This window comes from Vallitalea sp. (assembly GCF_025211055.1).
Taxonomy (GTDB): Bacteria; Bacillota; Clostridia; order Lachnospirales; family Vallitaleaceae; genus Vallitalea.
Genome location: NZ_JAOARO010000099.1, coordinates 106,554 through 119,524 on the forward strand (window position 1 = coordinate 106,554; position 12,971 = coordinate 119,524).

At 33.0% G+C, this 12,971-nt stretch carries 11 protein-coding genes and 1 riboswitch; all 11 genes read left to right on the forward strand.

Features of this window, described 5'->3' with window-relative positions; genetic code table 11:
* The first annotated feature begins 26 nt into the window (after positions 1–26).
* Positions 27–1,019, forward strand: a complete 993-nt coding sequence (locus N4A55_RS16190) for a rhodanese-like domain-containing protein (protein ID WP_293758388.1) — start codon at positions 27–29, stop codon at positions 1,017–1,019.
* 164 nt (positions 1,020–1,183) lie between these two features.
* A complete protein-coding gene (locus tag N4A55_RS16195) occupies positions 1,184–1,426 on the forward strand; it encodes a hypothetical protein (RefSeq protein ID WP_293758390.1) in 243 nt (80 codons plus the stop codon).
* 193 nt (positions 1,427–1,619) lie between these two features.
* Positions 1,620–2,045 (forward strand): MarR family winged helix-turn-helix transcriptional regulator, encoded by a 426-nt coding sequence (locus tag N4A55_RS16200; protein ID WP_293758393.1) that lies wholly within the window; start codon positions 1,620–1,622, stop codon positions 2,043–2,045.
* 20 nt (positions 2,046–2,065) lie between these two features.
* A complete protein-coding gene (locus N4A55_RS16205; protein ID WP_293758395.1) occupies positions 2,066–2,866 on the forward strand; it encodes a transporter substrate-binding domain-containing protein in 801 nt (266 codons plus the stop codon).
* A 9-nt stretch (positions 2,867–2,875) separates the two neighbouring features.
* Positions 2,876–3,661: an amino acid ABC transporter permease gene (locus tag N4A55_RS16210; RefSeq protein WP_293758398.1), complete on the forward strand. Its 786-nt coding sequence runs from the start codon at positions 2,876–2,878 to the stop codon at positions 3,659–3,661.
* Complete coding sequence (locus tag N4A55_RS16215; RefSeq protein WP_293758401.1) at positions 3,633–4,367, forward strand: amino acid ABC transporter ATP-binding protein; 735 nt, start codon at positions 3,633–3,635, stop codon at positions 4,365–4,367. Before N4A55_RS16210 ends, N4A55_RS16215 begins: the two co-directional genes overlap by 29 nt.
* 229 nt (positions 4,368–4,596) lie before the next feature.
* Positions 4,597–4,723: riboswitch (cobalamin riboswitch) on the forward strand.
* A 274-nt stretch (positions 4,724–4,997) separates the two neighbouring features.
* Positions 4,998–6,173 carry an ABC transporter substrate-binding protein gene (locus tag N4A55_RS16220; protein ID WP_293758402.1) on the forward strand — a complete coding sequence of 392 codons (1,176 nt, stop codon included), beginning with the start codon at positions 4,998–5,000 and terminating at the stop codon, positions 6,171–6,173.
* Complete coding sequence (locus N4A55_RS16225; protein WP_293758404.1) at positions 6,166–7,155, forward strand: FecCD family ABC transporter permease; 990 nt, start codon at positions 6,166–6,168, stop codon at positions 7,153–7,155. Before N4A55_RS16220 ends, N4A55_RS16225 begins: the two co-directional genes overlap by 8 nt.
* 26 nt (positions 7,156–7,181) lie before the next feature.
* Complete coding sequence (locus N4A55_RS16230) at positions 7,182–7,967, forward strand: ABC transporter ATP-binding protein (RefSeq protein WP_293758406.1); 786 nt, start codon at positions 7,182–7,184, stop codon at positions 7,965–7,967.
* Positions 7,968–8,033: 66 nt separating this feature from the next.
* Positions 8,034–11,777: a magnesium chelatase subunit H gene (gene bchH, locus N4A55_RS16235; RefSeq protein ID WP_293758409.1), complete on the forward strand. Its 3,744-nt coding sequence runs from the start codon at positions 8,034–8,036 to the stop codon at positions 11,775–11,777.
* Between the two features lie 171 nt (positions 11,778–11,948).
* Positions 11,949–12,971 carry an ATP-binding protein gene (locus N4A55_RS16240; protein ID WP_293758411.1) on the forward strand — a complete coding sequence of 341 codons (1,023 nt, stop codon included), beginning with the start codon at positions 11,949–11,951 and terminating at the stop codon, positions 12,969–12,971.

Below are 12,971 nucleotides of genomic sequence, written 5' to 3' on the forward strand. Positions count from 1 at the left end.
GATTTTATTTAAATGGAGGGAACATAATGAAAAAACTTAATAAGTTAGTAGCTTTACTTTTAATGGTAGTCATGGTATTAAGTGTTGCAGGTTGTGGTTCTAAGAAAGATGATACTGCAGGAACAATGGATTTAAGTAAAGGTACAGAAAGCAATACAGATACAACTAAAGATGACGACACAAAAAAAGATGACGTTGAAGAAGCATATAATCTAGAAGAAGGCATTAATGCTTATTATGCTAATATGCCAAAACATATTTACAAGATAAATCAAAAAGAATTTATTGAAAAAGTAAGAGCTAATGAAGATATGGTAATTGTTGACATCCGTTCAGAAGCAGATTATAAGAAAGGTCATGTAAAAGGAGCATATAATGCACCTTGGGGACCAGCAATAGCAGAAAATATTACTAAGATATCTCAGGACAAAGACGTCTATATCTACTGCTATTCAGGACAGACAGCAGGTCAAGCTGTTATGACATTGAACTTAGCTGGTATTAATGCAAGAAGCGTTAACTTAGGATTTAACTTCGGTATTTCAAAAGTTGAAGGATACGAAGACGTTATAGAAGAAACGGTCAACGAATTCGGTTCAGAAACATATGACGTACCAGAGGAAATTAAAGCAGCCTTGACAGCTTACTATAATGGTTTAGCGGATGTAAAAGAAACTAAGTTCAAGAATTACAAAGTATCTGAAAAGAACTTAAAAGCTATGATTGATGATAAAGAAGACTTTTATCTATTATCAATTAGGAGTGCAAAGGACTTTGAAGAAGGACATATAGCCTTAGCTAATAATATACCTTGGGGAGCAGGAATGGAAAAACAGTTTGGTACTCTTCCAAAGGATAAGCCAGTGGTTGTTTACTGCTACACAGGTCAAACAGCAGGTCAAACGGTAGCCGCACTTAGATTATTAGGTTATAATGCTGTATCACTTAATGGTGGAATGGGCATGGAAATAAATTCTCCACTTGGATGGATTAATAATGATTTTGAAGTTGTAAAATAATAAATAAGTTTAATAAAAACTGTCAGTGAGAAATTGCTGGCAGTTTTTTTGAAATTAAATAAGATGTATATAATAGCACAAATATGGATAACTTTATAATGAGATATATTTATCTATTAAGGCTAAAAAGTTATTAAAAAGTAAAAATAAAGGAAGGAATAAGCATGAAAACTATTATTGGAATTAAAGTAAGCAATCGCCTAGAAGAAGTTGACAGGATGCAGGATGTCCTTACAAAACAAGGCAGTATTATCAATACAAGATTAGGATTACATCAAGGTAACACATCCCAAGAAGGCATTATCCTATTAGAGTTAACTGAGGAAACTGAAAGTAAGTGTAACGAATTAGAGGGCTCATTAAAATCAATCGAAGGTATTGAAGTTAGCAAAATGACCTTTTCTTAAAAAATATTATTAAAGAAGAAATAATTAGACAAAAGGTGCAAAAATAATTTTTGTATCTTTTTTAATTTTATGAAAATAAATAGAATTTCCTTGACATTACTTGGATATCCAAGTATAATGTGTATAAACTTGGACATCCAAGTAATATTATTTGCGACATAACTTAGCATTTTTCTTGAAAGGAAGCGATATATTGAAGGCTGATAATACATTATATTTAATTGGAAAGGTTAGAGTCTTGATTAATCAATTCATTATCTCAGAATTAAAGAAGAAAGGGATTAACGGAATTGTACCTTCTCATGGTAATATAATCCTATCACTTTTAGAAAATAATAGTTTAACTATGAGTGAACTAGCAGATAAGATTGGAAAAGATCCATCTACAATAACAACATTAGTTAAGAAATTAAATGATTTTGGATATACTCAAATGATAAAAGATGAGGAAGACAAGAGAGTTAACAGAGTATCATTGACATCTAAGGGAAAAGAATTAGAGGAAGCATTTATTATTATATCTGAACAAATACATAATAAGCAATATAATAATATTAGTGACGATGAAAAAGAAATTTTTAGACAGGTACTAAAAAAGATGATAGACAATTTTAGTTAAACTAGAAGGAGGTTTATTCTATGAAAAGATTACTTATAATACTATGCTTAGTATTATTTAGTGGATTAATATTATCAGGTTGTAGATCTAAATCGAATAAGGACAATACATTAACTATAGGAATGGAACTGGCATATCCACCTTTTGAAACAAAAGATGAAGAAGGCAATCCGACAGGTGTAAGTGTAGACCTTGCAAAAGCATTAGGAGAATACTTAGACAGACCTGTGACAATTGAAAATATCAACTGGGATGGACTAATACCATCATTACAGACGGGAAAAGTAGATGCAGTAATATCCTCAATGACTATAACTGAAAAACGTGGAGAGGTAATAGATTTTTCAGATCCTTATGCATATTCCTATCTAGGTTTATTAGTAAATAAGAACTCAAATATAAATAATATCCAGGACCTAAATCAAGAGGGTAAAACAATTGATGTGAAGAAAGGCACAACAGGCTATCTGTATGCAACAGAGAATCTTACAAAAGCTAAGATAAATGGACTTTCATCAGAAAATGCATGTGTAATTGAAGTAACACAAGAAAAAGCGGATGCTTTCATATATGACCAACTCACCATATATCGTCAAAGTAAACTAAATGAAGAAACAACTGAAGCAATATTGATACCATTTCAAGATAGTGAAAGTTGGGGAATTGGGATAAAGAAAGGCAATACGGAATTACTTAATAAGATAAATGACTTTATAAAAGAATTTAAAGAAAAAGAAGGATTCAATAAGATTACCGAAAAATATTTGAAAGAGGAAAAGGAAACATTCGATGAACTTGGTTTTCCTTGGTTCTTTGATTAAGGTGAAAATATGAGACAAACAGATGATAAAAAAATAACAGTTCTAAATAAAGTCATTAGTGCTGCATTAGTCATAGTAATTATAATATTTTTTATGTGGGTGTCCATAAAAGCCATTGACCTGAAACTTGATTTTACAACTTTATTAGAATATAAGCAAAGACTATGGCATGGGTTTTATATGACTATCATAATATCTATAGGAAGCTTATTACTTAGCTTGCTAATAGGCTCTATTACTGCCATAGGGCAGAATTCTAAGATATTGACAATTAGCTATTTATGCAAAATATATATACAGATTATTAGAGGAACCCCATTACTTGTGCAAATATATTTTTTCTATTATATAATCGGTACTGCATGGGGTGTTGATAACAGATATGTAGCAGGAATAATCATCTTGTCAATATTTGAAGGAGCTTATATTTCAGAGATTATTAGAGGTGGTCTAGAAAGTATAGACAGTCAGCAATATGAGATATCAAAAGCTATTGGACTTACACCAAGAAAAACATTTCGATTTGTGACTTTTCCTATACTGATGTCACGAATATTACCAGCATTGACAGGGCAGTTTGCTTCTATTATAAAAGATTCATCCCTATTATCTGTAATAGCATTAATTGAACTGACACAAACCATACAAGAAATATCAGCAGTCAATTTTAGGATGTTTGAGAATTATATATTTGTAGGAGCGTTATATTTTATACTTACATTTGCAGTGTCCATGTTATCTAGATTGTTTGAGAGGAGGTACAAACATGAATATAGAGCTAAAAAATATCTGTAAAAATTATGGCGATAATATTGTGTTACAAGATATTAACTATGAAGATAATATTAATTCTATTGCAATCATTGGTCCATCTGGCGGAGGAAAATCAACTCTACTCCGTATAATTGGAGGACTACTTACTCCAAGTTCTGGTGAAATGTACATTGATGATAATAAGATAAATTTTGATGAGAAGTCACTTGTGATGTTACGTAGAAACATTGGTTTTGTATTCCAGTCCAAAGGATTATTTGAGCATTTGACAGCTATGGAGAATGTAATGCTTCCTCTAATACATACTTTTGGTATAAACAAATCTGATGCCGTCCAAACAGCTAGTAAACTATTTGATAGATTTGGATTATCAAGAGAAAAGGATAAATATCCGTCACAACTCTCGGGTGGACAGCAGCAAAGGATATCTATAGCTAGAGCGGTAGCTATTAAACCAAAACTACTATTATTGGATGAGCCTACATCTGCCCTAGATCCTGAATATACTGGGGAGGTTCTAGACATGCTTAATGAATTCCAAAATGACGGATTAGATTTAATAATAGTTACGCATGAAATGGGATTTGCCAAGAATTCATGTGATAAAATCATATTTTTAGCAGAGAATACGATTTTAGAAAGTGGTAAAAGTACCAAGCTATTTAGGGAGCCGAAGACTAAGCAGTTAATAAGTTTTTTGGATAAGATTTTAGAATGGAAAGTTTAATTATAATTAAAGTATCACAATTTTTTAGATGAATTCTTAGCAAGTAAGCTTTCTGACAGTCCAGTAGAGCTGTCAGATTAACTGCTGGGTTCGGCGTCCTGCCTCACTACTTCACATATACCTAAATTGGCATGACTATTGGCTATTTTATAGTTTGTTGGATAAAAATGGGGAAACTCGAATTAATATAACATTGACATATCATGATTTATGTTTTAAACTAGAAAAAAAATGAATAATTGGAGTAGGTGGCAATTTTTATTGCATAATAGGGAATCAGGTGTAAAACCTGAACGGTCTCGCCGCTGTAATGTGTAAACTAAGTCAGAAAACCTGCCTGTCTCTAAAACACTTTCACTTATACTAAGTGAAAACTCTGCGAGTGACGGAGGGTGTGGAATACTTGATATAATCTTGTGATTAGATATTTGCTGTATTAGGTAGGCAGGAATTTAATTATAGCAGATTGGGAATATAGACTTATATTGATGATTTTCATGCTTTTTAACTTGCAGAAGTTAAGGGGCATTTTTTATTGCAGTAAATTAATATGTGTATTCACACTGCAGTTTAAAGTATTCCAATTATATATTAAAACAAAAAAAATTGATCTTGTATGGAGGAAAAAGGATGAATAAAAAATTAGCTATCATATTTACTTTAATAGGATGTATGATCATTTTAAGTTTTACAGGGTGTAGTAATGATAAGAAAACAGAAAAGAAAGAAGTTAGTGTAGAGTCAAAAGGAATAAAAAAAGATAATTCTCAAGAAAAAGATTCTTCCAAAATGGATAAAGAAAAAGATAAGATGCCAAAAGAAATGGATAAAAAAATGCCAGAAGGTATGGATAAGAAGATGCCAAAAGGTATGGGTGAAGGTAAAATGCCATCTATGGGTGGTGCTGTAGTTACTATATCAGAAGGCGAAGGCTATCCAGTTACTATTACTGATATGTACGGTAATGAAGTAACTCTTGAAAAAAAACCAGAAAAAATAGCAGCAATATCAGGTACTTTTCTAGGAGTATTATATGATTTAGGAGGTAAATCAATATGTACATCTGAAATTGGTAATAGTGCTCCTGTAGATCCAAAGGATATAGAGGGATTACCAGTAGTGGGTAAAGTCTATAATCCTGATATAGAAAAAATAGTTTCATTACAACCAGAATTGGTCATAGCCCAATTTGGTTTACATAATGGAGTTGTTCCAGTTCTTGAACAAAGCAAAATAAAAACTTTGGCTTTACATATGAGAACATATGAAGATGTTATAGACAATATTAGAGCAATAGGACGTATCATTGATGAATCAATCAAGGCAGAAGAAGTTATCGCTAGCATGGAAAAGGAAAAGAAAGTACTAGTTGACAAATTACCAGAGGAATCTAAAAAAGTAGTTATACTATATGCTACATCAAAAGATGTTTCAGTAAAATTACCAAAGAGTATAGCAGGAAATGTAGCAGACATATTAAAACTTGATAATATAGCAGCAGGTTGTGCACCAGAAGGAATGGGTGGAGAAACTACACCTTTCAGTATGGAATATATCATTGAAAAAGACCCAGATGTAATCTTAGTAACAAGCATGTTAAGTTCTGATGAAGATGCAAAAAAAGTTATTAGTGAAAAATTAGGAAAAGACCCAGTATGGAAAGAACTAAGAGCTGTAAAAGAAGGGAATATAGTTTATCTACCACAAAAATACTTCTTATACAATGCAGGTTGTAATTTTGTTGATGCCATTGAGTATATGGCAAAAGGTGTATATCCTGAAGTATTTGGTGGATTAGATGAATAAAACCATTTCAAAAGACAATAATAAAATAGCATTTATTATAGCATTTGGAATTTTATTGATAATAGCATTCTTATTAAGCAATGCTAAGGGAAGTATGAATGTTTCTATGAGAAGAATATTAGAAGTAATTATTAATAATGATGGTTCAGCTGAAAGATTAGTAATATGGAATATCAGATTACCTAGAACTATAGTAGCAGGATTAGTTGGAGTTAATCTAGCTTTGTCTGGGTGTATTTTACAAGGGGTTATGCGAAACCCCTTGGCTGATCCAGGTATTATTGGTATATCATCAGGAGCTGGACTTGCAGGGATAATCATATTGATACTATTTCCAAAATACCAGATTTTAGTTCCGCCATTTGCATTTGTAGGTGCAATGGGGGCAGCGATAATGATATATGTATTATCTTGGAAAGGTGGTATACAACCTATAAGAGTCATATTAGCAGGTGTTGCTGTCTCAACATTACTTGGTGCAGGTATTTCAGCATTAATGGTGTTTTTTAGTGACAGAGTACATGGTGCATTAATGTTTATGAACGGTGGATTATCTGCTAGAAGTTGGCCTGAGCTTAAGACAATTTTACCATATACCATTATAGGATTGATTATACTATTGTTTATGTCGGAAAAGTTGAACATACTTATTCTAGGTGATGATATTGCAAGAGGTGTAGGGCTTAATGTTGAATTGGTTCGTTTCGGGTTAACGGCAGTTGCAGCTATGTTGGCTGCTAGTGCAGTATCGGTAGTTGGTTTATTAGGGTTTGTAGGTCTTATTATTCCACATAGTGTCAGACTTATGGTTGGCAATGATTATAAGTACTTAATTCCTGGTTCATCTTTACTAGGGGCAGCAATTGTTATGTTGAGTGATACTTTTGCTCGTACTGTATTAAGTCCTGTGGAAATCCCAGTTGGAATTGTGATGGCAATCTTAGGAGTACCGTTTTTTCTTTATTTGTTAAGAAAAGATTAAAATACATATATATGAGAGTTGGTTATATGGAAGAAATACTAAGAGCTGATAATATATCAGTTAAATATAAAGAAAACCAAGTTATAAGAGACCTGAATCTAAATATTGGAAGAGGGAAAATATATTCAATAATAGGACCTAACGGTTCAGGTAAAACAACATTATTGAGAACATTATCAAGAAATATCAAACCTAATAAAGGTAAAGTTTTTTTAGATGGAGAAAATATTTCTCGTATCAAAAGTAAGGAGATAGCTAGGAAAATGGCTGTTTTATCTCAGATACATGGCAGTAATACAGATGTGACAGTAAGAAATCTAGTAGTGTATGGTAGATATGCTTACAAAGAGTGGTGGAAGGGAGACAATGAACAAGATAATGGCATAGTTGATTGGGCTCTGGAAACTACTAATATGAAGGATTTTGCTAATAAGAAGATGTGTAATCTGTCTGGTGGTGAGAAGCAGAGAGCGTGGATTGCAATGGCTATTGCCCAGAAGCCAGAGATATTATTATTGGATGAACCTACAACTTTTTTGGATATAAGCCATCAGTTAGAGGTATTGGAATTAATTAAGAGTCTTAATAGAGAGAATGGTATTACTATACTTATGGTATTGCATGATATTAATCTTGCGGCAAAATATTCGGATGAATTGATTGTCATTAAGGATGGACATGTTCATTTGAAAGGGGAACCGTGGGATATAGTAAGTGAGGAAAACTTGAAGGATGTTTTTAATATTAATGGGGATATAACAGAAGATAAAGAGAGTGGGAAGCCGGTGTTTTTTCCTAGGTTAATGAGGTAGATATGTAGCTATAGTTGATTAGTATGTAATGTAGTGATTCTAAATTTATGGAGAGAGGGAATTGGTGTGAAGGTAACTGTGATTTCGGTTTCTACATCGGTGATAACAGGATTGATTAAGGTACAAGAGGATATTAATAGCAGGTTTAATGATGTGTTGGAGTTACGTTTGTTTTATGCGTCTAGGGCATTAGAGGATAGTAAGCTTGAAGATATGGAGATTGATATTGTTGATTCGGATGTTATTTTTGTAGATTTGATGGGAAGTCCTAAGAAGATTGTAGAGGCTGTAATACGAGGATTAGAAAAGTGTAAGGGGAACATAATACCTATAGGTGGAGCAGGCAGGAATTATCTGCGACTTGGGGAATTGACTTCTAGTGATATGGGGATGAATAGAAAGAGTAATAAGAAGCCTAGGAAACCTATGAATATGAGTAAGATGCAAAAGATGGCTGATATGGCGGAAAAAATGGGAAAAATAATTCCAGTTGGAAAGCCAAGGGATATGAGAAATTTTGTTCAGATAGGTAAGTATTTTCAGAATGCTACTATTATACAATTGACTAACATGATGTATCTGTTGTTAAGAGATTATGGGAGAGTAAAAGGGATTCCCAAACCTCAAGAATCTGAGAAGCTACCTGACATTGGTTTGTGTGATCCAGAAACGAAAATGTATTTTGATAATTATAAAAAATATGCTGATATTCATGGATTTAATAGTAATAACCCAACAGTAGCCTTATTATTCTATGGACATACTTATCCCAATGATACTTCAGCTTGTGTCTCCAAAATAGCTGAGAAAATTAGAGAATTCGCTAATGTATTACCAATTGCTTTTTCCAAGACTAAGACAGATAATCAAGACTTATTGAAAGATTGGCTATTAAATGCTACAGGTAAAAAAGCTAATCTTATTATTAATTTTATGTCTTTTAGACTAGGAGCTGGACCTATGGGTGGAAATGCAGATTATGCAGTTAGTGTTTTAGAAGATGTTAATGTCCCTATCTTTCATCCATTTTTTATGTCAAAAAGAAGAGAGCTTGAATGGTTTGATAGTGTGGAAGGAATCAATTCATCAGAGTTTCTATTATCAGTGATGCTTCCAGAATTAGATGGAGCAATAGAGACTTATCCCATTGGAGCTATGGCAGTACCTAAGTATAATAGTGAATTTGATATTGAAGTGAGGGAACTCAGCTTAATAAATGATAGAGTCATGAAACTGGTTTCCAGAGTTAAAAATTGGCTTAAACTGCAAACTAAGATGAACTTGGATAAAAAGGTAGCTATTATATGCTACAATTATCCACCAGGTGAAGATAACCTATTTGGAGGGGCTTTTCTTGATACTTTTGGTTCAGTGGGAAATATACTAAAAGAATTAAATAGTAATTCTTATAATGTAAAACCTCTAAGTGCTAACCAGTTAATGGATAGTTTCACATCAGGTAAGATAGTCAATTCAGGTAGATGGTCTAACGAAGAATCTCAAGAAAATTTTTTTAAGTATGCTACCAAAGAGTACAATAAAGATATGGAAAACAAATGGTATAAAGAAGAGATGTTAGAGCAATGGGGCGAAGCACCAGGAAGTATAATGAGTGATGGAGAAAATTTTTTGATACCAGGAATAATTAATGGAAATATTTTTATTGGTCTACAGCCAACAAGAGGTATACATGAGAATCCAGAAAAAATCTATCATGACAAAACATTATTGCCTCCTCATCAATATATAGCATATTATAAGTGGCTAAAAGAGGAATTTAAAGCAGATGTTATTATTCATGTCGGAACACACGGGACATTAGAATTCTTGAAAGGTAAAGAATGCGGTATGTCCAGTAGATGTCTACCAGATATGTTAGTTAGTGACCTTCCTCATCTGTATATCTATTATTGTGGAAATCCTGCTGAAGGAATGATTGCAAAAAGACGTTCTCATGCAGCATTGATAGGCTATCAACCACCAACATTTATTGAAGGAGAATTATATGGTGAATACGCAAAAATGGCAGCTATGATTGATGAATACCATGAAGCACTAAGAGTATCACCAGTAAGAAGTGATGATGTATATACTAACATAATGAAGAAGGCAGTGGAAAATAATCTACCTGAGGATTTAGATGAAATTGAAAGTGAATTATATAGAATGAACCGTTCACTTATTCCAAAAGGTCTTCATGTATTTGGTAAATCTTTTGATAATGAAGAAGTCTATAGATATCTTGAATTTGTTCTAAGATATGATAGAGGTAATATAAAATCTCTTAGGAGAATCTTAGCAGTTAATAATGGTTATGATTATGATGAAATACTGGAAAAAAATGATATAAACCTATTAAAACGAATAGATAGAGAAGTAAAAGAATTAATTGATATATATTGGAAAGAAAATGGGAAAATCAGTGATAGTCTTAACATTAAAAATGAGCTACGACTAGAAATAGATAGTACAATGAAGTATGCAGAAGACCTAATTACTAAGTGTAATAATAATAATGAGAGCAACGGACTTCTGAAACTATTGAATGGAGAATATCTTAAGGCTAAATTAGCAGGAGATACTATTAGAAATCCAGAAGTAATGCCAACAGGTTATAATCTATATCAATTTGACCCAAGATTTGTTCCTAGTGAAACAGCTTATGAGAGAGGTAAGAAAATCGCTGAAAATACAATTAGCCAGTATCTAAAGGAACATGGAGAATATCCAAAAAGTATAGCGGTAGTTCTATGGGGACTTGAAACTTCTAGGACTCAGGGAGAAACAGTTGGACAGATAATGGCTTATCTAGGAATAAGACTTGGAAAGTCAAGAAGTATATGGGAACCCAAATATGAAATAATACCTGAGGAAGAATTAAAGAGACCTAGAATTGATGTAGTAATAAATATATGTGGATTTTTTAGGGATATGTTCTCAAATATTATCAATGATTTAAATGAATTATTTGAAACAATATATGAACTAGATGAAGGTGACGAATTTAATTACTTCAAGGCTAATAGTAAAAGACTGTACAAGAAGCTATTAGAAGAGGGTTACGAAAAAGAGGAAGCAATAGAGTTATGTAAATCTAGGATATTTGGACCGGCAGAAGGAGAATACGGAACAGGTGTTACTAAGCTATTTGAAACTAAGAATTGGCAAAATGAATCTCAGATAGGAGAAACTTTTGTTAAGAGTCTAAGATATGTATATAGTAAAAATTGTAGAGGAAAAGAAGCAGGAGAATTGTTTAATAATAACTTGAGTTCTGTTGATGTTGTATCACAGATAAGAAGTAATCACGAGTATGAGGTAACAGATCTTGATCATTATTATGAGTTTTTTGGTGGACTTGCTAAATCAGTGGAAATGGCCAAGGGGTCAAAAGCAGAGATATACATTACTGATACAACTGGTGAAAGGATTGAAACAGAAAGTGTGGAAAAATCTATTAATAGAGGAATTAGGACAAGGGTATTAAATCCTAAGTGGATAGATGGTATGTTAGAGCATAAATATCATGGAGTTCAGAATATAGCGGATAGATTTGAAAATATTATGGGGTTAGCGGCTACTACTAATAAGGTAGAAGAGTGGATTTATGATGATTTGCATAGTAAATATATTGATGATGATGAGATGAAGGAAAGACTTAGAGACAATAATAGATGGGCTTATTTTTCTATTGTGGAACAGATGATGGAGTATGAGAAGAGAGGTTATTGGAAGGCTACGGATGAGCAGAAGGAGAAGTTATTGGAGGTATATTTGGAATTGGAGGGGGATATAGAGGAGGATATTTAGATATTACTGCATAAAAAAGTCAACAATCAGGTTGTAAAGTGTTATAATCACTTGCCTTACTCTGAGAAACGAACCGTCTGAGTGATTATAACACTTTACAACCTTCGGTTGGTGCCGGTTTATGGATAGTATTAATTTCTATTAAATAAAATGGTAAAAGGAGTTAGAGTTATGGAAAATATCAAAAAGCAATACCCCTTTACTGCGATAGTGGGACAAGATAATATGAAGAAAGCTCTTTTGCTTAATATAATTAATCCTTCTATTGGAGGTGTTTTGATTAGAGGTGAGAAGGGAACAGCTAAATCTACGGCTGTGAGAGCTTTGGCTGATTTGTTGCCGGAGAGAAAAGAGATTAGTGGTTGCAAGTTTCATTGTAATCCAGATGAAATAAGTGAGTGTTGTGATGAATGTGTGGGTTTGATTGAGTCTGGAGATGTTACTGAGCATAAGGGTAAGATGAAAGTGGTTGATTTGCCTGTTAGTGCAACGGAGGATAGAGTTGTTGGAACTCTTGATATTGAGCATGCTATTAAGATGGGTGAGAAGAAATTTGAATCTGGGATTTTGGCAGAGGCTAATAGGAATATACTATATATTGATGAAGTTAATCTGTTGGATGACCATGTTGTGGATATTTTGCTTGATTCGGCAGCTATGGGGGTTAACACTATTGAGAGAGAGGGAATATCTTATACTCATCCTGCTAGGTTTGTGTTGGTTGGGACCATGAATCCTGAGGAAGGAGATCTTAGACCACAGCTTCTTGATAGATTTGGGCTTGTTGTAGAAGTTATGGGAGAAAGGGAAACAGAAAAAAGGGTTGAGGTTATTAAGAGAAGATTGGAGTATGAAGATAATCCTGAGAAGTTTGTTGAGAAATATATCCAAGATAATAATAGATTAAATGAAAGAATTATGAAGGCTAAGAGTTTGTTGAGTAAGGTTGAATATACAGATAAGATATTAGAAATTGTTGCAAGATTATCTATTGAGTTAGAGGTTGATGGGCATAGGGCGGATATTACTATGGTTAAGACGGCAGTTACTAATGCAGCATTTAATGGAAGAACTAAGGTGATGAAAGAGGATTTGTTAGAGGCGGCAGAGTTAGTGTTACCACATAGAATGAGAAGAAGACCTTTTGAAGAAGGAGTATTAGATTTTGAAAGGGTAAAACAAATTATTGGATAG